Below are 21255 nucleotides of genomic sequence, written 5' to 3'. Positions count from 1 at the left end.
CTCTACGATTCCAGAGCAAGAAGTCGAGCGGTGGCGACCGCGGCTTTGAGATCAAGATGGCTTGAGGCAAACGACTTCATTAGCAGTGAGCGGGGAAGGGCCCAATCCCATTTTTCTCGGATCATGTTTTCAACGTTTTCCAGGATGGGCTCCACATCCGAAACGTCCATTTGACCGACCACGCGCAACGCTCGCAACGTGTCTTCCTCACCGAAAGCAACCTCCAGGAAGAGCCCGTTGTTTTCGCACTGAATGCCCACATGCCTAAGCAGCAATGCTAGCGCATCGTTGGTGTAGTCCCCCCGCCAAGTCGCCACGTGACTTACGCTGGCAGAGCCAACAATCGCCGTGCCACTTAAGCCGAGGGCACGGAAGTTACTCCGAGCCTCTTCCAGTAGAGCTTGAGCGTGTTTGTCCAGGAACGGACAGGGGGTGGTTTCGCTCAGCACATTCCGCATTTCAAGCCTGACGCGATCATCCACCTGCGCGCCTAACCCATCAAACTGAGGGGGTTCACCGCCCAGCGCCGGCGTGACCACGATTACCTTCGCTTCAAGGTCGACATCCTGAACCTGCCAGCGTCTGCCGCCGAAAATGATGCGCTGCCCCTTGGTTAGGGGTTTGCTGATGGGTAGCGAGCCAAGTGGTTTGCCATCCCGGAGCAAACGAAACTCTTCATCGCTCGTGAATGCGGAGTAGAACTCATAGTGGTTGATCAAGCGCTCCCCGAGCTCGCCTGGCAGCAGTAGCCCTGAACTGTCCTGGACGATCAACTCCTTCTCACCCATACCTTTGAGCAAAGACAGAAAATCAGGCTTGGTGACGCTCGCAAAACTGCCGCTTGCTATGAGATTTCCCCATAATTGCGCCGCCGAGGCACCGCCGAGCTGTGCAATCGAGGACAAGCACTGCTGCACCAGTGTAGAGGCGTGCAGGCCTCCCGACCGAGGCGGTTCAAACCAGCCACTGATCAGCAAGCGGATCATGGCGACGGTTTGAACAAGTCCCTCACGTAATTGATCGGAGAGATCAGACTGATCCGTTAGGGGGCGCTCTCGGCAGTACGCTCGGAGCATGGCGGGCTCACCGGAGCGACGACCTGAGCGGCCCAGCCGTTGCCTCAGACTTGCTACGGAGGGCGGACAGCCGATCTGAGCGACTGTCCTGATGTTCCCGATGTCGATACCCAGCTCCAGGGTGGTAGTGCATACGGCAGACGCTGGAGGATCACCCGCTTTCAACGCCCGCTCGGCATCCTGGCGCAATTCCTTGGACAAGCTCCCGTGGTGTGGCCAGAACTCGTTTGGCACTCCATCGTTCTCGCACAGGGAACGCAGCCGGTCTGCAAACCATTCAACGTCTTGGCGCCTATTGGGGAAGATCAGGTTGTTATGCCCCCTTAGTACCTTATACAGATGACCTGCGATTGCCACCTTGGTACCTGAGGTGTCTTCCTCCTCGGCGCCTTCATCTGTTGAAGCACTCCCGGGGTGTTGAGCCACCAGCTGCTGCATCGGCTGTTCAATGTAGCCGCGTACCTGCACCTGGAGCTCCTGGCCAGAGGATTTCGACTCGATGACGGTGATGTCATCGGGGCGAGCGGGCCTCAGGAATTTTCGGGCCAGTGACATCTCACCAAGCGTTGCAGATAGCCCTACACGAGGCAGGTCTCTGCCTACAACAATCTCAACCCGCTGCATGAGCGATTGCAGTTGCTTGCCGCGCTCACTGCCAATGAAGGCATGAAGCTCATCGACGACGATGTAGCGCAGGTTCTGAAAAGCCCCAGGTAAACCCGATCCTCTGTTTACGAAGAGAGCCTCAAGGGACTCCGGTGTGATCAGCAAGATGCCCTCAGGCGATTTCAGAAACCGTTGTTTCTTGCTTGCAGCCACATCACCATGCCACGCAACCACGGGCAGCTCGAGCCTCTCACATAGCCGGCTAAGCCTATCCCATTGATCGTTGATCAGTGCCTTGAGCGGGCTGATATACAGCACTGCGCCGGCGGGCTCACTGTTATTGAGCAGGTTGGTCAGGATAGGTAGGAATGCGGCCTCTGTTTTACCGGCGGCGGTGGACGCTGCAATGATCACATCGCGATCAGAGGCCACCAATGCTGGTACCGCCCACTCCTGAGCATCACGTAACGACGTCCACCCCTGTGACCAGACCCATTGCTGAACCTCGGGGTGTAGACGTTCAAACGAAGAAGAGTCAGAGCTTGAAGCTGGCGAGCTCATCGTCGGCCTCAACTTCAAGATCCTGTTGCCCAGCCTCATCCTTGGCCAGCTCCACGGCGCCGAGCAAAGTGCGCCAGTCCGCTGTAGGGTTCTGCTCGATTACCGCGAGCAGGTTGATGAAAGCCGTAATGGTCGTGCGCGGCGTCCGGAAATAGGCCTCGCCCAAGCGCTGGTTGCAGTGCGCCATAAACGCTGGGATGGCTTCGTCCGGCAGCAAGAACTTCTCAGGTTCGCCGAAGGCATAGACATTGCGCAGCTTCTGCAGCAGCACGTAGAAGTCTTCAGGGGTCAGGCTGCTGAGCCGAATGACAGGCCCAGAAAGGTCAACCAGGCCAGACTTCGCAAAGCTGTTTTCCGCGAGACGCGATTGCAGGGCAGGGTAGCTGTAGAGTCCCCTACGCGTGTCCATCAGAAACTCTGGTGTGCCGCCCAGGACAAAGCCCAGGCCTTCAGCCGAACCCTGCAGCGAATCATTGAGTATCCGCAGAATCTGTTCGTAGTTGGCGTTGCGGGCTTGCGTGTTTGCCAGTTTGTACAGGTTGACCAATTCATCCAGGCAGACCATCAAGCCGCCGAAGCCGGCCAGGCGCACAAACCGTGACAGCAATTTCAACTGGTCGTAGACGGATGCATCTTCGACGATCGTACGCACGCCCAGCGCAGCCCGGGCATCGGTCTTGGTGGAAAATTCGCCGCGCAGCCAGCGGATGGCATCAGCCTTGAGCTGCTCATTGCCTTCCTCAAAACCGCGACAATAGGCAGCAATGACGTCGGCAAAGTCATAGCCGCTGACCATCTCGGTGAGCTCCGCCAGGTACTCACGAATGACCACCTCGCTTTCGACACCTTTACTCTTGGCTTCTGTTTTAGCCTGTGAGATGAATTTCTCAACGATACCCTGGAGCGCGCCGCCATCGGATTTGGTGCGCGTGGCCATGTTCTTGGCCAGTTCGGAGTAAAGTGAGCGCGCCTGACCGCCCGAAGCATGAAGACGACGATCAGGATTCAAATCGGCGTGCATGGTGACGAGCTTGCGCTCCATTGCGATGCCGCGAACCAGGTTGAGGAAGAAGGTTTTACCCGCGCCATACTCGCCAACGACGACGCGGAATGCGGAGCCGCCATCCGCGAGACGATCCACATCCTTGAGCAGCGAGTCGAGTTCACCCGCCCGACCTACCTGGATCAGATGCTGCCCTACACGGGGCACAACACCCGCACGCAGCGATTGAATGACCGCGTCGCGATCCTTTGCTCGTATTTTGCTCATAGGGCTAATTCATCCAGAATTTCGGGGTTGATTTCGATGGGATCATCACCTTCAGTCACAGGCATGTCGAACAGCTCAAACGCTGTGTCGTTGATCCGTTCCAGAGCGCCATCCAGCATCAGTTCCATATCGCTGGCTGCGTCTTCCAGCTCAGCGCGGCTCCATTCAGTCCGAGAAACCAACAGGCGGAGGAGCGCAGAATGCTCGACGTCCAAACCATGAACGGTAGCAAGCTGTTCGGCGCTGCTGCCTTCCTGTTCTTGGGGCGCTTCTGGTTCCAAGGCGCCAGATGTTTCGGTGGGAGACTCTTCATTGAAGACGCTGGCCAGAAGCGCCGACACCTCTGCCGTTTCTTGTTGCAAACGAGCGACCTTGCCCATGTCCAGTGCGAAGCCTGAACCCATGCCTTCTGAAGCTTCGGCCGCAGTCGCCGACGTGGCGGTCGAAGTCATTGCCTCCACAACCTGGGAAGGGCGAACGGCTGCACTATGGAGATCCCTGTAGACGCACTGCGGATCGAGGGCGAGCGTTTTGTAAACGCGCTCAAGCAGCTTCACTTCCTGCGGCGTCACCTCGCCATCCGCATGTGCCAAATGGGCCAGGAAGCTGGCAATTTTTCGTTTGGCCTCGAGGGTCAAGGGTTCAAGCTTCTTCTTGAGGCTGGCCAGCGTGGGCGGTTGCTTCAGCTGAATTTGGAGGTGCGCTTTCAGGCGTTTGCGATGCGCGACGCAAAGGTGATCCCACGAGTCAATGTGCCCAGATAGTAGGCTGATTTCCTCAAGCGAGGTGTCACCGTCTGCAGCTGCGACTGCACTGGCCAGGTCTAACGTCACTGCTGCGGCGCTGTAGGCATCCGTAGCGCGAAGCGTGCCTTCGTCAGAGTCCGAGGCGAACAGCGCGATGGTGTCTTCTGCCTTGGGCGTACGGCTGCCGGAAAGGACATCGGGCTCCAGTCCAATTCGCTTGCTTTCCAGAGCGCGGGCTAGTGCTACGACTTTGTCGCGAGAGAGGGCGCCGGCGGATTTGAATCGGCCTGCCAGCTCACCGAAACTCATGCAGAGGGTTTCGCCCCCGACGCGTTGCTCCAACTGTTCGAGTTCCGATTTCGCATCAGCAGGCCAGAGTTCGGTTGGCAACTGGAGGATGGCTTCCAGGCTATCCCCGGCGTCTGGATTGCGCCCCAGATACCGACTGTAAGCATCGAGTACGGTGGTGCAGTCCTCTACAATGACCTGCAGCTTGTTACGCGTTCCTGAGGTTGCCGCGACATCAGGAAGGTCACCTACGGCCACTGCCGGAATGTTCAATCCGGCAGAGGCGGGGCGATAGGCAATCTTGAGCTTGGTCTTGTTCTGGGGGAGCGCAATGCCGTTGGGATAGCGTTTCGCGAATTCGTTTTTGAAGAGCGCTGCGAATTGTTCCGGGCACCTGGTCACGGGTGTACGCCTGGAAATGTTGGGTTCTGCAAGCGCCCAGGCCAATGCCCAGCCCGGGTTGAGCGGATGTTTGTCCACTGCCATCTGGCCCAGCGCAACGCGTAGGGACATGGGCAGCTCATACCCATCTGTGGCGCTGGCGGTGGGTTCACTCATGTAGCTCTGAGGTTGAACAGAACCCGCGTCGACATGAGCGAGGAAGCGAGTGGCGTATCCGCGGAAGGAATTGTTGTCGCCGTAAAGGCCAAGTAAACGCTCGACTTCGGCCTTGATGGCCGGGATTTCAGCCTTGGCCTGAGGGTCGCTTGGTGCATCGATCAGCGTGCGGCGTTCAAGCCCATAGAAAAACAGGAATACGTAACCCGCATCAGCAGGCTGGCAACGACCTCCTGCCAACCATTGCAGGTACGCTCGCCGCGCCTCGGGCGTGATGCTCCGGTAGCTTGGCCAGTAGGGCATCTGTCGCTCGGTGAGGTTCATCGGTGAGCGCGCGACACGAAGCGTGGCATCAATCAGGGACGGTTCAGATTGGCCGAATTGTGTCGCTCGCTCGGTGATGTAGAGCAGTCCGCCGGGGATGGCCAAGCCAGCCACGTTGATGGAATCATTTTCTGCCAGCCAACGGACTCCCATGGGCTTCGCGCTTGGCTGTGGGATGGCGTAGGTCTGACTATCTCTGGTCGAGCCAACCTGAACGGTATGGAAGTCTCGCTCGTGAGTGCTGGCGCTGAACTGGGCGGTTACAGCGGGTGTTTGTGGAGAGGATGCAACAGTCTGAGCAGGAATATCATATTCACGAACGTCAGCCTTTGCTTGGGTAGCGCGTCTGAGTGCCCATACCAGTACGCCTATTCCCAGGATCACCCCGAGGGCAATCCACACCTGTTTGGGAACTTGGGCCAAGAGGGCAACGACGAATAACAAGGCATACAGAGCGATCGGCCCGCCGCCGCTCCCTTTTCGCTTCCGTGGCATATGAGTGTTCCGTACTGTTGGTAATGGCCAAATGACATTCTTACGGATTTTTCAGGGCCGGCCAAGCGGAACAGACGAAGGGAGCTTACTGACAAAATCCCTGAACTGGATCGCGTGGAGAACCGCTTGCCTAAGAGCCTACGGACGGTTGTGCAATGACGGCATAAGAGATCTCGGTGCTGGTCTTCGTAGGCCATAATCCGGAGCGTTATCACCCAGGAGTACAAATGTACTCCTGGGGATTTCAAGCGAACGAGCTCCTCTGTGATTCAACATAGGGATGGTCGGCAGCGATCTTCTTCCCAAGGTGCATGGGGCCCGGCAACCGGATGTACCAGTCCCAGAGCGGAGCATGACGGCACAGAAGACCGATGCCTTCCGCCACAACGGCTTCACTCTGGAAAGCGCCAGGATGGAGGACAACCAGTTCAGTCACACCGAGTTGATGCCACGGCTTATCCAGCCCTTCATCTGCACTGTATCGATTGGCATTGCGATGAGAGGATTCTTTGTTGTAGTGCCTGGATGGCGAAACAAAGTAATGAACGCGGTGGTCGTCCTCTGCGCTGTAGAGCCCGATGCGATTGCCGATATGCGCCGGAGTAGCTGGCGATTTCGAATGGTTGCCAGTCACCAGCGCGCTGTTCTCATCGCAACGTACCCTGACGACGGCCGCATCAGCTGGTATAGGAGGAAGATCCCCGGCAGGAGCGTCCTGCAGCGCTTTGTAGATTCGAGCCAGCCCCTTGTCGAGGCATACAATCAACGGTTGCTCCGGAGCACGTCTTGGCGCAAGGAAAGCTTGATTGACCAGGCGCATGACCTCCTGCTCGCTGAGAAGCGTCCTGGTGCTATGGATGAGGGCAGCGGCATCGCCATACGGATACCAACGGCCAACCGAGCCATCCCCATTGCTTCCCCAGAAAACCTCCGCTCTCTGACTGCCGGTTTCAATGCGTGTGATGACCGGCAGGTGAACATACCCGCCTTCCTCTGAAATGCGCTCCAGATACACGGACAGGATCATGGTATTCGGGGCCAACCGCGGTGCTTCCGGAAGAGGCATTGGAATCAGCCCATGCAGGCGAATGCACTCGATCAATGCGTTCAGCGCCGGATGATCTGCATCGAGCTTCCCCCGGCGCACTCGCCTGGATTTGATGGGAGGATGGAAGATGAACTGGGTACGCACGCCGTGGCGAGCGAACAGATCACGCAATTTGTGCTTGGGATCGCTCAGTTTTTTCCTCGCCAGTTCTGGTGTGGTTTCGATGATGACCACTTGCGCCGAAGTACGCTGAATTTCAGGAAGCGCCTCCGATTTGAACCAGGCCTCCATATTGGCATCGCTCTCACAAGGCTGGAGTACGTGCGTTGCCATCTCCGGCACCGAGAGGCGTTTGAGCTCAAACGCTGGGGTCTCAAGCCGCTTGAACAGCTTGGCCTGAGTCGCGAGATCTTGAGTGGCCTCATGAAGCCGCATGACAAGGTCAGCAGAAGAGGCAAGCACCATGACCGGTAGGGCTGGCAAAGTTGATTCACCGACTGGTCGTTTTTGCCGGAAACCGGAAATCACTCGTTGCGCCAGCATTGGCTCAGTACCAGGTACGCATTCGGTAAGATGAAAACTGGCTTCATCAAAGAACAGTGGGCCGGCGCCCGCCCCAATCGCAGCGTTTGAGGGGGTTGTCGCAAAAATGGGACGGATGCTGCTATCTGGGGGAATGTCACCCTCAACGATGGCGGGCAGGGGATCAAACCCAAGGTAGCCCAAGATGCGACTGGTGGGATGCACGTAATGGGTCACCCATTTTCCATCAACAGCTGGGGGCGTTTTGACTCTACAGCAGACGATCCCGTTATTCGAGCTCACCCAGGCATGTAGCTTTTTCCCAACCCAGTTAGGCATCACTCGGTTGATATGCACCCTCAGGTCGAGGTAGGGCTTTTGATGCCCGGGGAGCATGGACAGCTTCAGGTCGAGCGCATGGTGGGCAATCTCTCCCTGCTCGGCAGCCAATATGGGGGTATCCCATGTCAGAAGCGTCATCCCGTCTCTGTTGTGCCGATAGTCCGCAGTCTCAAACAGTTTCACCGGTGCGCCTGGCTGGGTCTTCATGGGCTTGGCGGCCATGCGCTGCCCTACGAGCCATGGTATGACAGCGTAGGCACCGCCCTTGGTAGCACTTGGCGTGAATAGCGTCTCGGCCTCCAGCGGAATCAGCTCTTTGACCACTAGGCGCTTGGCGATACCAGGAAGGCTATGGCGGTAGGACTTCAACACTTCCTCCCCCCAGATCTCCAATGCTTCGTTGAGTATGGAGAGGGGGATCTCATTGAGCATGAGCAACGCCGCAGCATCAGCCCGGGGCGACGGCCTGGGGTTGGCCTTCACCGGCCCCTTGGAAATCACGGCAAGCAGTTCTTGCAAGCCTCGAGTCGGGAGGTTTCTCTCCTTGAACGGAACAACCGCTTCGATCGCTCGCCAGGCCCCATAGAACTCCGGATCAACCACGGACTGGTAGACATGCCCCAACTGAGCAGGGTCGAACCGAAACAGATTAGTGCGAAGGTGCTTTGTGCTCATTGACGCATGCTCCCCTTATAGAATGTATTGCTCCATTGCACCCGCCATGCCTGCGTGCTCCCGGCAGAAGTCATCCCATTCCCCATCTTTCTTCATATGCTGGATGCTAGCCCTCAGCAAATCAGCCCAGGATGTTTTGCCATCGACAAACGCCGCATCACCAAAATAGCAAGTGATTGGCGTTTCACCACGGCGCCCCCTACCTGCCAGCTGCGCTAGGTCGACCAAAATGTTCATGATCGTGAAATGGCGGATGTTCTCCGGCTGGCTGGAAAAATTGGGCAAGGCGTACCGAATCGCATTGAGGTTACGGTAAGCCAATGATCTGGACGCGACCATGGCCTCTCCGGGCGTTCTGTAGACGCCGAGGCTTTTACTGTTGTCGTATGCCACATGTCCCAGGGTGTCAGTAGGATTGTCAGAGGGTGGAAGCGGGCGAACGCACACAATGATGGCGCCGATGGCAGAACGACCATTGGGGTGAACAATGTTGTGGCCACGTGCAATCGGTGACAGCGAACTCACCAGAAAGCGCTTGGCCTGATGCTCCCCGGTCAGCAAAGTAGGCAAGTCATGATGCAACATGGCGCAATCTGCCGGCATTTCCGTTGGCCGGGCCGCTGCACTCTTACCCCGAACCCATAGAACCTGCTCACCCAGACGCCCCAAATCCTCTGATGGCTCTAGTTTGCTAAATGCATGACGCAGCGCTATCGCGAGCACCTCAGCATCTGAATCGCTGTTGGTTATCAGGACAAATCGCCCCCGGGTGGCATCTTCCTTCAATTGGGCCAGCAGCATTGGCGGCAAACACAAGGCAAGCTCTTCGGCCAGTTCTCTCACCTTGCGCTTTCGTACCCTGGGTCGGCTTCCGGAAATTTGAGCTGTCGTTGACAGGTTGCAGAAAGAAATCTGTCCTGCGGCATCAGGAACATCGATGAGGTCGGTCGCAGGTAGGTCATAACGGCTCGCACCTGGAAAGTGCGCGGTGGCCGAAAGCCCAATGAAAACGCGCTGTGCGTTTGAAAAGGCCAGGGAGGTGAGGTTGGGCAGAAACTGCAAAGTAGCGTGCGGGTCGCCCTTCAGCGTTTCCACATGCAGCGTCGCAGGGCCATGATCCCCAACCTGGTATTTGAATCCGCAGATGGGGTGCTGGAGCGGCCCGTTACGAACAAGTGTTAACGAGGGAGTTCCCTCCAAAGCATTCTCCACCTCGCGGGCGTTAGGGATGTCAGCCCAGAGCAAATCACGCATGTGGCGGTGGAGTATGGCTATTTGCTCCTGGATAAGGCCCAGAGACCCGCGCAGGATCAGCGCCGCCTTCATGTCTCCTGCTTTGGTACCAGCTTTGTGAATGTGTCCTGAATCAGAAAGCCGTTTGAGGATATTGGTGAGTTGGCGAATTACATCTGCCGGAGCTCGGGCTTCCTTGATCGCCCAGTAGGTCAGATTGTCATGCAAGTCATGCAGCTCCATCGGCACTGATCGATCATTCAGGCGGTAAAGGGCTTCAAGCATGTCGGCGTCGACCTGGAGCGTATGCTGCAACATCCTGTCCTCGGACTGAGGCCATCGCATACCATGGCTGGGCCACCGAAAATGCTTTTCATCGCACAAGTCCAGGATTTCATCCGGGGTTTGAGCCATGAAGGTCAGCGCCCACTTCAAGACGTTGAATTTGCTCTGCTTCATCCCTTGAATGCCGGGGAGGTTATCGACCTCCGCCCGCAGGCGAGCAAGCGCCGTGTCGTGGCGTTTACCTCCTAGCTCCAAGGTCGTGGTGCAGTTCTTGATCGTGCGGCTTAGCAACCCATCGATCTCATCCACCAGGAAAATTGATTTAGTCCGAAGCAAAAGCTCTAGATAGCTGCGCCTTGTGCCAAGACGGTCGCTGTCCTCTAGCGGGATGCTGGTCGAGGCCGCAAGCAGTGCATCGTGATTCACCACCACGATGTCTGCTTTTAGTGCGCCGGCCAGCATCGATGTCTTCCCGCATTTGAAGAGGAATGGGCAGTGCGCAATTTTTGAGATTCGCTCATTGCCCTGGCCTGTCGATTCCACTAATCGAAGTCCAAAACAAGGCTCCCTGGAAGAGGGGATCGGTACGCCATCACTGGCATGCGCCTGAAGCAGGCAAATGTGTTCGTACGGTGGAGATTGGCCACCTATATCGAATTGCCGCGCGGCAATCTCAGCTAGGCGACGTTCGCCGTGCAGAGGAGCCGCTGTCAGGTGTGGGGCGACGATACTGAGCGAGTTTCTCAACTCGGCCGTCAATCCTTCGACCTCTAGCAGCCCTGGCACCACGAGCACGACGGACTCACCCCGGCGGGCAGCATCGATGGCCATCATGACCACCAGCACTGTTTTGCCTGAGCCGGTGGGTGCATTAACCCGATAAAAAACTCCCGCGGCTGCCTCCATGCTGCGCTCGCGCCGCAAGATGTTCTGCAAGCTCTTCAGATGGCTGCCATGTAAGCGAGGCGCATCATCCAGTTGCTCAGCGATGGCCTTGAGCGCCGAGTAGCTCCAGCGAGCCTCGTGAGCTTCCGGCCGGACGGGAATCGGCAGTGTTTGATCCGGTGGGGGTAATGCTGAGAGATCACTTTCATCAAACGAATAGTATTGGTAGCGCTCACCAAACTTAGCTCGCAGGTCAAACCCCCTGTCGACAGGAATCTTCTTGCGAGTTGGGGGGTGGTGCCGACAGACAATTTGCAGGTAATCCTGAATCAGATCCCTAGCGTCTAAGACCTGAGTCAGCTGGTAGCGATGGCCAAATGTGAGTCTGACGAAGTCTGGCTCGTCGACAAGCATGAAGTAGCTGTGAGGCAGCAGCATCACGCTCTGGGCGGTGTACAGAAACACCCGAGGCTCCGTAATTTCTGGATGTACGAAGCGCAGCGCAATGCCGAGGGACGCCAGCTCCTCCCTCGTCAGACCATGAAGTCCCCCCCAGTGAGCCAATTGGCCAGAAGCCAGCGCCGCCGCATCCCCAATGGTCGGTGTATTGCCCGCATCACGGCATGCGATGGCCAAAAAGAGGATGCAGCCGGCCTCGACACGATCACGCTCGGCGCTTGAGTTCATTGAGACAGCTACTGTAGGTGTGGATGTATGGCCCCAAACGTTCTCTCAGGTTAGGCAGGGATCGAGCCTGGTAGTCGGGAATGACAATCCAACGATTTGGCCCACGGCTGGCGGGCTGAAGGTGTGCCTCAAGGGCTTCAGGGTAGCGCCACACTTTGGCGTCCAGATCGAGGGGCATGCCAGCGACGTCGATGCGCACGTCCGCCTCATCGACATCCGGCCACAGCGTTGGAAGAAAGCCCATCACGCGTAGGCCTCTAGCAAGCTGGATCTCCAGCAATCCGGGCAGCAAGGTGAACTTCCAGTAGGCGTCTTGCAGCACCAAGGTCTCATCGTCGACCACTTGGCCCTTCAGGCTATTGCCATCCAGCCGGTTGATGACCTGGCGACGATGAAGGTCGAAAATGCTCCCGGCGTGCTCGCACCACTGGGAGGGGCACGCTATGTGGGACTGAGTGATCGTCATTGGCCAGCGGCACGAAGGGCACAGGTACATCTTGCCAGCGAGAATCTCATGGCGTTCCGGCTGCCTGTAGAGGTCTTCCACGGAAAGGTCGAGAGGTTGAAACAACACACGAAGTGGGTGGCGGGTTGTCTTGCCATTCAGTACCAGGAACTCCCGGAAGCTTCGGTACAGCTCATCGCCCTCAGGGATTGCCTTACAAATGTCCCTCACGCGACGAATCAGCTGCTGGGTCTGCTCGTACTGCTCCCGGGCGTTGAACTCCAACAACAGCTCTGTGCACGTGCGGGTAGGGGCATTGGAGGGGGCGAGGAGCACACCGGTGAGTTCCCCGCGAATCTCATCTGGCAGCCAGGTCTCCAGTGGACGACGAAAATTGGCTTCCAACTCTTGTGCCGTCATCACTACATGGTCAGGGTGCAGTCGGTGTAAGTGGGCGCTGGCCTGCCTGAGCAGCTCGAATCCCTCAACACGATTGCGCGCACACTTGGACGCTGCGTCGGCAAGCCGCCACAGGAGATTTCTCCGGTATGCTTCTTTATCCAAGTGGTGATGCTCCTGTAATCCCAGGAGTCGCTAGCGCCCCGCTAATCGCTGCCTTTTTACACGCGACGATTGGAGCCCGTCGTTCAATACTGGCTCATTCATTCGTTTTTGCCAGATATTGACTGACCGTGGAGCGTGATGAGCCCACGCCAGTAGCCCGTCAGATTGAGCCTCCTGATTCAGTGCTTCAGGATTTCACTCATCCTTCATGAGCAGGGCTTCTTCCAGCGCAACGGCTAGCGCTTCCAAGGCATCGGCCAGCCGGGCATCCTCGCGGGCGTCCCCGCTCGCAGGAACAAACTCCTGGCAGTGGTGCAGCAACGCGTCGCGATCGTTGTGGTTCAGATCCAGTTGAATGTGCATGTTCGAGGGTTCCGGGATGGTTGAGGTGCAACTGGCATGCTGGCGCTCAAGCACGCTTTAGCAGAATATTGCGCGCCGAATGAAAGCCATGAGAGCAGGGCATTGAAGGTTGAACAGGAAGCGCAGGTGTGGACTTGCGCCGCGGCGTATTACCACGATTCTCTCACGTCGATAGTGACTGATGCAGTGATCAGCTACCGCAGAAGCCCTGGCCTGGACAGCTTGACTCGCATCTACAAGCAAGACGTTGGCGCCATAGCCTTCGCAGTGCTAGAGCGCGTGCTCCCTAGCGCGAATGTGCCGTGCACGGATACCAGTTACATCCCTGTCCGGCAGCGATTACGGTCTCATGTGAGCTATCACGTACTCAAACGCCTTGTACGTGACCAAGCCGTGCCCACTGAGCTCAGGGACACCCTGTTCTCGATTGATCTTGGGATTTAACCTTCGAAGCGACGGTTGGTTCCTTCCGCTACTCAGCGAAACACAGTTCAGCCTGAGTGGAGCAGCTGGCAACTTTGCGCCGGCGGGATGAAGCAGGCCATATCGGGCGTTCATGTGGAAGCGATGAAACGCCCAGGCTTTTGAGCGCATCGTTGGTTTCGAGGTCTGCAATGTCAGCTTTGAGTCGCTGCACGAGGGCATCAATGGGCTGACCGCTATCGACGCTCAACGTCAATGTGAACAGTGTCAGAGGACTCACCCCCATCGCATCACTGATGGCTATCAGCTTGTCGACAGTTGGGCTTGAACGCCCATGCTCGAGCTTCAGCATGTAGCCACGGCTGCTAGCACCCGACATGTTCTTATGGGTAAGCCCGCGGCTAGTCCGGATGGCTTTCAGTACAGTGGCGAATCCTGTTTTAAGCGACATTGATGCTCCTGGCCAAGGAGAGTTGGAGGGGCCCACGCACATCTGTTGCAGCGGAAAGACCCGACCTAGAGCGCCAGAGAGTACCACAGGCACTCAGCTCGCCTACTAACCTGAGGGGATCATTCTGGGTACAGCAGATGCTTGTCCCTGACATCCTGCCCCCCCTTTTGCAGGCAATGCGCCCATGTCCAGCGACTCACAAATGCAGTGCTTTTCACTGATTAGGCTAATTGTTATGGTGTTTTTCACTGTATTCTAATTATTTTCCTGCATGCACCCTTGGAATTTTTTTCGCGAGACGGAGTTCTATATTTGAGGACAAGAAAAAAGCGAGTGATGTTCAGGCGCCGGTGATCTGCAAGGATCACACACGGTTTTGCCGGTTCGTTTTTCGCTCTTGATGGTTTCTAGATTTGTCCTTTGTTGTCTGGCTTGCACCTGCATAGCCCCGCAGGGGCTGAGGGGGATTCGCCTTCTTCGCAGCCGAAGGCTGCGCTTATGCTTTGAATACAAACAACCAAGCCAATTTTTGAGAAAATTGGTTTTCCGCTAGGGCTCGCCGTTCTCGGAAACACATAGCCGCGGGTTCTCTTGGCTGTTGCTGGTTGCCTTAAGTACAGACGAAAAAGCCACTCGCCCCGATCGCTGGCGCGGGAAATTCATGAACCTGATCACTCGTAGTACCCAAGGTGGCGCCATCCACAAGCCGCTGTACACTCCTCACAACCACCCGGCCACTTGAGCGGGATTCCTCTAGCAAGGAAAGACAATGATCACGAAGATCAAGGTGAAAGGGTACAGAATCCATCGGGACTTCGAGCTTGAGCCCAACCCAAGGATCAATCTGCTTGTTGGTGGAAACGACGCAGGTAAATCTTCCTTGATGGAGGCTATCGCTCTGGCGATGACGGGACGCATCGGGGGAAGACCTGCAGCGGAAGAGCTCAATCCCTACTGGTTCAACACCGCGGTAGTCTCGGAATTTTTGGACAGTCTCCTGATTGGAGAGGCGGTTTGGCCCACAATCGAAATCGAGCTGTTCCTGCAAAACCGACCTGACCTGCAAGCTTTGTGCGGCGTGCATAACAGCGCGATTCCTGCACATGCTTGCCCTGGCGTGGTGTTCCGCGTCATACCCAATCCTGAGTACGATGCAGAGCTTCAAGCGTGGACTGAAAACCCGTCGATGCTGCTCCCTGTGGAGTATTACAAGATCGAGTGGCGCCATTTCGGCGATTCAGAGCTCACCCGCCGTCCGCGGGATCTCTCCATTGCAATCATCGACTCGCGCACGATCAGGACGTTTGGTGGTGTCGATTACCACCTTAGACAGATATTGAATGACCACTTGGAGCCTTCCGAGAAGGCCTTGATCTCCTTGGAGTACAGGCAGGCAAAATCATCTATGTCAGATGGAGCATTGGCCGCGCTCAACCAGCGACTGGGGCAGGTGGAAGCATCGCTCGACCAACAACCCCTTAAAGTGGCCATGGATCAGACGTCCAGGACATCTTGGGACTCGGCCGTCGCACCGCACATAGACAATGTGCCGTTCTCTATGGCCGGGCAAGGCCAGCAGGCCACCATCAAAATCTCCCTGGCAATGGGCCGGCATGCCGATCGCACTAGTGTGGTTATGATTGAGGAACCGGAGAACCACCTTTCCCACACCAGTATGGTCATACTTCTAAACCGCATTGAGCGGCTGGCCGGCGAAGAACAACAGTTGTTCATCAGCACTCACAGTACTTACGTGCTCAATAGGCTGGGGCTGGATTCGCTGATGCTGATCAATCGTGATGCAGTCACAACGATCACTGGGCTAACTCCGGAAACTGTAGGGTATTACAAGAAGCTTCCGGGCTACGATACGCTTCGAATGGCGCTCGCGGACAGGCTGGTTCTCGTCGAGGGGCCGTCCGACGAAATCATTTTTGAGCGGATCTTCCATGATCGCTATCAGATGACACCGATGGCTTGTGGCATTGATGTCCTCAGCATGCGCAGCCTCTCCCTGGCCCGATGCCTGGAGCTTTGTGCCCGGCTTGGCAAGAGGGTTGCAGTTTTGAGGGACAATGACGGTCAGGATCCCGCATCTCTTCGAGAATCACTTGAGGATTGGCTAGATGGAGAGCACAGAGAACTCTTCATCGGCGATGTGGATCATGGGCACACATTGGAGCCTCAACTGATCCATCACAATGGCGAGGCCGCACTGCGGGACATTCTGGGCATTCGTGCTGATGCTCGTGTCGATGTATGGATGACCAGAGAGAAAACTGAAGCCGCCATTCGAATCGCTGAGAGTAGGCAACGCATCGTCGCGCCGGCGTACATGGCAGCCGCGGCAGCCTTTATCCATGGCTAACCATCTGACCCTCGCTGTCGCGGGATCTCGCAAAACTCAAGGCTTGGTCGAGCATTGCGCCGCATTGGCGCCTACTCATCGGGTATTGGTTGTGACGTTCACTCAGCGGAATCAACACGAGCTTTCAGAGCGCCTGGCGAAAGCAATTGGCCTGCAGACCAATGTGGAGGTCATGGGGTGGTACACGCTACTCATCCGGCATTTTGCCCGGCCTTTCCTGCCCTTTGTCTTCCCTGGGCGGCGCGTCCAGGGCTTCGACTATGACGGGCTCCCCAACCGCTTTGCAACGAACGAAGAACGTTTTTTCAACCCTGCTGGTGCGTTGTATGCAGCTGAGCTCGGCAAACTAGCCAACCTTCTGGTGGAGCAAAGCCAAGGAGCGCTGCTCTACAGACTGGAGAGTCTGTATGACGAAATCCTGGTGGATGAGGCTCAGGATCTCAGTGGCTGGGACTGGGAGCTGTTGGAGAAGCTGTTTGCGTCCCGTATCGACATCAGGATGGTTGGTGACATTCGGCAATCAGTGCTTTCGACAAGCCCGCGAAGCAGGAAGAACAAGCAATATGCCTACGCAAAGGCCCTGGCGTGGTTCCAAACCAAGCAGAGGCGAGGCGAACTCGAGATTGAATACAGAAACACGACCTGGCGCTGCTCCCCAGGTATTGCGAGATTCTCTGACACCATCTTCAACCCAGCATGGGGTTTCCCTGAAACGGAGTCGCTCAACGAGGTTACGACTGATCACGACGGTGTATTCCTGCTCGCCAACCGTAATGTTCTTGCATATGTGGAGAGATTTCGACCCCAGTGCCTGCGCGTGAACGTAAGGTCAGGCACCGCATTCGACCTGAATTACATCAACTTCAAGGTCGCCAAAGGTGCAACGTACGAGCGCGTCCTGATCATCGCAACTGGCCCAATCTCAACCTTTCTGCAGCGAGGCAAGTCGCTTGATCCTGGCCCCGCAGCGAGTTTCTACGTAGCCGTTACCCGGGCGCAGCAAAGCGTAGCTATTGTGCTGGATCGTCCAGGGCAATCCCTCATTCCATACTGGGAACAGTGAGGCAATAGAGGCAGCCAAGGGGAGAGAGTGGTGGTCGCGTGGAATGCCTATGAATCCATACCTCAACCTTGTCGACCACCTGTCCGTTTGCGTGCCACCTGGTAGCCAGAGCGTTGAAGGGTAAGCGGATGGCGAACACACCTACCGAACTCCAGTATTTAGGGCGATGGTGTCCGCGTATTTTAAGCGGACGCGATCACCCTTATCGCCAGGATTTCCATGCGCCAACGCAGCTCTTACCCCAAACCATTTAAAGCCCAGGTCGTCCAGGAATGCTTGCAACCTGGAGCGACGATTTCCAGCGTAGCCATCCATCACGGCATCAACGCCAACGTGATCCGCAAGTGGCTACCGATTTACCGGGATCAATCACCCGCAACTCTGCCGGCCTTCATCCCCGTACAAGCTGCACCCAAGCGCGCAACAGAAGAGACGGTGATCATCTCACTGGTTCTGGGCGATAAATCCGTCACCGTAAAATGGCCAGCCTCAGATCCGGACGGCTGCGCGTGTTTTATCCGTGGCCTGGCCCAATGATTCGTATCGACTCCATCTGGCTCGCCACCCAGCCCATGGACATGCGGGCCGGCACTGACACTGCACTGGCCCGGGTGGTTGCCGTGTTCGGTGCGGCGAAGCCGCACTGCGCCTACCTCTTTGCCAACCGCCGGGCCAACCGCATAAAGGTGCTGGTGCATGACGGCGTTGGTATTTGGCTAGCGGCGCGACGCTTGAATCAGGGCAAGTTTCATTGGCCGGGCATCCATCTTGGCGCGGAGGTCGAACTCGACCCCGAACAACTCCAGGCGCTGGTACTTGGATTGCCTTGGCAGCGAGTAGGTGCAGGCGGCGCAATTACATTGCTCTAATACCTGGCTTATAGCTGTGACCGGAGGACTGCTTTGGTAAAATCCACGGCATGACTTCTTTGCCCGATCTCGATCAAATGCCCCCTGAACAACTGCGCGCGCTGGCTGCGCAGCTGATGTCCAAGGTCGACACCATGGGCAGAAAGATCCATCGTGATGAGACGATCATCGAGCAGCTCACCCACGAAATCGCCATTCTCAAGCGACACAAGTTTGCTAAGCGCAGCGAGCAGATCAGCCCGGCGTAAGGCAGCTTGCTCGATGACCTGCTTAATACCGACCTCGAAGCCATCGAGGCCGACTTAAAAGCACTTCATCCCGCACCCGCGCAGATAGAACCACGCCAGCAACCCAAGCGTGCGCCGTTGCCGCCGCAGTTCCCGCGCACTGTGATCCATCACGAGCCGGACAACACTCAGTGCGCTTGCGGCTGTCAGCTTCAGCGCATCGGTGAAGACGTCAGCGAGAAGCTGGACTACACGCCGGGCGTGTTCACCGTCGAACAGCACGTTCGTGGGAAATGGGCCTGCCGGCAGTGCGAAACACTGACCCAGGCCCCGGTGCCGCCGCAGGTGATCGACAAGGGCATCCCCACTGCCGGCCTGCTGGCGCAAGTGATGGTGGCCAAATTCGCCGACCACCTGCCGCTCTATCGACAGGAAAAGATCTTCGGCCGTGCCGGCCTTGCCATCCCGCGCTCGACACTAGCGCAGTGGATGGGTCAAACCGGCGTGCAGCTTCAGCCGCTGGTCGATGCGCTGCGCGAAGCAGTGCTGGCCCAGCGCGTAGTCCACGCCGATGAAACACCGGTACAAATGCTGGCTCCAGGAGAGAAGAAAACCCACCGCGCTTACGTCTGGGCCTACTCGGTACCTAGGCCCCTATCGATACACGGGTACAGGTAAAGCTTTGCTGGTTTCAGCCGAAACATTCCGAACGGAGAAAAAACTGGCTACGGCAGGCTACTACTGAACCATCCTGGGCTCTATCAGACGTCGACTTCATAGAACGTTCGCCTTGGATAGCTTTAAACAACATCTTCAAGCCCTGAGGCCTGCCATGCTTAGAAATGCTCCTTTGAGTACAAAGCTACTGCTTATTTTGATGTTTCCCCTGTTGGGCTTTCTGGTCTTCGCCGGGATTTTTGTAGCTGACAAACGAGAGACACTGAGCGAGATGAACCGAGCGGTCACCGCTACCGGCACCGCGCAGAAACTCAGTGACGTAGTAACCACTATCCAGCGTGAGCGCGGCGCAAGCGGCGTGTTTCTGGGCAGCGGTGGTAAGACGATGCAGGACAAGTTGAAAGTCTTACGCCAAGAAACCGACCGTGCGGTGAGCGCGATGCATGCGCAATCGACCGAGGGTCTTATCGCGCCTGACAAGATGCTGCGCGCAATTGATGGTTTGGCCGGACTGCGTCAGCAGGTGGACACGCTCGCAATCAATAACGGCGAGTCCGGCACCCGATTCACCGATCTTATCAAAAATTTGATCGGCTTCTCTTACTCACTGGAAACCAGCATTGAGGATCCGGAAATCCTGCGTGGGCTGAGTTCACTCAATCAGTTCGTAGACATGAAAGAGCGCTCTGGTCGAGAGCGTGTACTGCTTGGCCTGGCATTCAACCAAAACCGTTTTGATGCGCCGCTGTTGTCACGTTTCAGCCGCAACATGGGCGAGTTCTCCGGCTATTTCGAGGCCTTTCAACGCTGGGCTCCTGCCGTGTTCAAAAATAAGCTGGATGCGGTTCTACAACAGCCCGCATCCGTCGATGTAGCTCGCCTGCAAAAACTCGGATTTGATACGCCTCTAGGCGATCCGCTTAATATCAAACCCGAAGACTGGTTCAACCTTTCCACCAGCCGTATCGACATGATGGCTCAGGTCGAGGCTGAACTGGGCCAGACGGTCGTGAGCCTAGCCAATGTCGCGCGTACCGATGCCCAGCGCAGTCTGTATGTCGCAATAGCCACCGTCATTCTGATGTTGATTGCGGTGCTGTGGCTCGCTTCGGTGATTATTCGCAATATCAAAATCGCTGTGGTCGACGTGAACCGCACCCTTATTTCGCTATCCACGCGTGACCTAACTGCCAGAACCCGTTACACCGGCAGAGACGAGTTTGGCGAGATCTCGCGTAACCTGGATAACATGGCCATACAGATCGGTGAAGTGATCCGTGAGATCGGGAGTGCCACGGCGCAGGTCGCGACCGCCGCCGAGCAGTCTTCGGCTGTGGCCCTGCAAACTAGCAATAACGTCGTCCAGCAGCGTCAAGGCACCGATCAGGTGGTCACTGCCATCAGCGAGATGAGCGCCACGGTCAAAGACGTGGCGCGCAGCACTACCGACGCCGCAGAGATGTCGCAGCGCGTTAATGCCAGCACTATGCAGGGCAAGGCTGAAATCGAGAACACCATCAGCTTGATCAAAGGGCTTGAGGTTCAGGCCGAACAAACATCCCGAATCATTGAGGAGCTCAAGGGTGAAAGCTATTCCATCTCCTCGGTTTTGGATGTGATTCGTGGTGTAGCAGAGCAAACCAATCTGCTAGCTTTGAACGCTGCCATTGAGGCTGCCCGTGCCGGTGAGCAGGGTCGTGGATTTGCCGTGGTCGCCGATGAGGTGCGGAATCTGGCCAAAAAGACTCAGGATTCCACCGTCAGTATCCAGAAGATGATCGCCAATCTGCAATCCGGCTCCGACCGTGCCGCCACTTCCATGCAGGAAACTCTAGGGAAGGCTCAAGAAGGCGCGAGCAACGTAGTGCGCGCAGGGGAGTTGCTAGAAGAAATAGCCGAGGGCATCGCGACCATCAGCGACAGCAACATACAGGTCGCCTCGGCGGCAGAACAACAGAGTCAGGTTGCCGAGGAGATCCACCGCAACGTAAACGACATCAACACTCTGGTTATCCAGGTCAGCGCCGGTGCTGAACAAACCGCCGTCACCAGCCGCGAGTTAGCCCGCTTGGCCGAGCAACAGCAGGGGCTGGTGGGACGGTTCAAGGTGAACTGAGTTACAAGTTTTTTTACCGGATGCTCAAATGCCCGAGAGAACGACTTTCGGGTATTTGAGGATTGGTAGGTGAGAGGGTGACGCGCC

At 56.8% G+C, this 21255-nt stretch carries 14 protein-coding genes and 1 pseudogene; 7 read left to right on the top strand and 8 right to left on the bottom strand.

Going from position 1 to position 21255, the window contains the following annotated elements; all coding sequences use genetic code 11:
* Positions 1–2: 2 nt before the first annotated feature.
* From ACK2SD_RS12170 to ACK2SD_RS12140, 7 genes are all read right to left on the bottom strand, one after another.
* Positions 3–2243: a DEAD/DEAH box helicase gene (locus ACK2SD_RS12170; RefSeq protein WP_412459805.1), complete on the bottom strand. Its 2241-nt coding sequence runs from the start codon at positions 2241–2243 to the stop codon at positions 3–5.
* Entirely contained in the window at positions 2218–3513 is a 1296-nt protein-coding gene (locus ACK2SD_RS12165) for an ATP-binding protein (protein WP_412462260.1), read from the bottom strand. The genes ACK2SD_RS12170 and ACK2SD_RS12165 overlap by 26 nt, the downstream gene beginning before the upstream one ends.
* The gene (locus ACK2SD_RS12160) at positions 3510–5924 is read right to left on the bottom strand and encodes a TerB N-terminal domain-containing protein (protein WP_412462259.1); all 2415 of its coding nucleotides are present in this window, start codon (positions 5922–5924) and stop codon (positions 3510–3512) included. Before ACK2SD_RS12160 ends, ACK2SD_RS12165 begins: the two co-directional genes overlap by 4 nt.
* A gap of 244 nt (positions 5925–6168) precedes the next feature.
* A complete protein-coding gene (locus ACK2SD_RS12155) occupies positions 6169–8511 on the bottom strand; it encodes an RNaseH domain-containing protein (protein WP_412462258.1) in 2343 nt (780 codons plus the stop codon).
* Positions 8512–8526: 15 nt separating this feature from the next.
* Positions 8527–11601, bottom strand: a complete 3075-nt coding sequence (locus tag ACK2SD_RS12150; protein WP_412462257.1) for a hypothetical protein — start codon at positions 11599–11601, stop codon at positions 8527–8529.
* Entirely contained in the window at positions 11579–12610 is a 1032-nt protein-coding gene (locus ACK2SD_RS12145; RefSeq protein ID WP_412462256.1) for a hypothetical protein, read from the bottom strand. The genes ACK2SD_RS12150 and ACK2SD_RS12145 overlap by 23 nt, the downstream gene beginning before the upstream one ends.
* A gap of 195 nt (positions 12611–12805) precedes the next feature.
* On the bottom strand, positions 12806–12973 hold the full coding sequence (locus ACK2SD_RS12140; protein ID WP_274138610.1) for a hypothetical protein: 168 nt from the start codon (positions 12971–12973) through the stop codon (positions 12806–12808).
* 36 nt (positions 12974–13009) lie between these two features.
* Here ACK2SD_RS12140 and ACK2SD_RS12135 point away from each other — a divergent pair, with 36 nt between their 5' ends.
* Complete coding sequence (locus ACK2SD_RS12135; RefSeq protein WP_274138608.1) at positions 13010–13417, top strand: hypothetical protein; 408 nt, start codon at positions 13010–13012, stop codon at positions 13415–13417.
* Between the two features lie 28 nt (positions 13418–13445).
* On the opposite strand, the gene ACK2SD_RS12130 is transcribed toward ACK2SD_RS12135, so the two are convergent.
* Positions 13446–13847 carry a helix-turn-helix domain-containing protein gene (locus tag ACK2SD_RS12130; RefSeq protein ID WP_412462255.1) on the bottom strand — a complete coding sequence of 134 codons (402 nt, stop codon included), beginning with the start codon at positions 13845–13847 and terminating at the stop codon, positions 13446–13448.
* 769 nt (positions 13848–14616) lie between these two features.
* Between ACK2SD_RS12130 and ACK2SD_RS12125 the strand changes: the two genes are divergently transcribed.
* The 6 genes and pseudogenes from ACK2SD_RS12125 to ACK2SD_RS12100 all read left to right on the top strand — a co-directional run bounded on the left by ACK2SD_RS12125 (position 14617) and on the right by ACK2SD_RS12100 (position 21168).
* Entirely contained in the window at positions 14617–16215 is a 1599-nt protein-coding gene (locus ACK2SD_RS12125; protein WP_236171801.1) for an ATP-dependent nuclease, read from the top strand.
* Positions 16208–17278, top strand: coding sequence for a UvrD-helicase domain-containing protein (locus ACK2SD_RS12120; protein ID WP_412462254.1), 1071 nt, complete (start codon positions 16208–16210; stop codon positions 17276–17278). Before ACK2SD_RS12125 ends, ACK2SD_RS12120 begins: the two co-directional genes overlap by 8 nt.
* Before the next feature lie 219 nt (positions 17279–17497).
* A complete protein-coding gene (tnpA, locus tag ACK2SD_RS12115) occupies positions 17498–17815 on the top strand; it encodes an IS66-like element accessory protein TnpA (RefSeq protein WP_015885959.1) in 318 nt (105 codons plus the stop codon).
* On the top strand, positions 17812–18147 hold the full coding sequence (gene tnpB / locus ACK2SD_RS12110; protein WP_015885960.1) for an IS66 family insertion sequence element accessory protein TnpB: 336 nt from the start codon (positions 17812–17814) through the stop codon (positions 18145–18147). Before tnpA ends, tnpB begins: the two co-directional genes overlap by 4 nt.
* A 50-nt stretch (positions 18148–18197) precedes the next feature.
* A pseudogene (gene tnpC / locus ACK2SD_RS12105) lies at positions 18198–19016 on the top strand (IS66 family transposase); the annotation flags it as partial.
* A gap of 235 nt (positions 19017–19251) precedes the next feature.
* The gene (locus ACK2SD_RS12100; RefSeq protein ID WP_043205934.1) at positions 19252–21168 is read left to right on the top strand and encodes a methyl-accepting chemotaxis protein; all 1917 of its coding nucleotides are present in this window, start codon (positions 19252–19254) and stop codon (positions 21166–21168) included.
* The last annotated feature ends 87 nt before the right edge of the window (positions 21169–21255 follow it).

The sequence above is a fragment of the Pseudomonas sp. SC11 genome (assembly GCF_047039205.1).
Taxonomy (GTDB): domain Bacteria; phylum Pseudomonadota; class Gammaproteobacteria; order Pseudomonadales; family Pseudomonadaceae; genus Aquipseudomonas; species Aquipseudomonas boreofloridensis.
The sequence above is the reverse complement of the archived record's forward strand: the minus strand, read 5'-3'. Positions and strand labels throughout refer to the sequence as shown.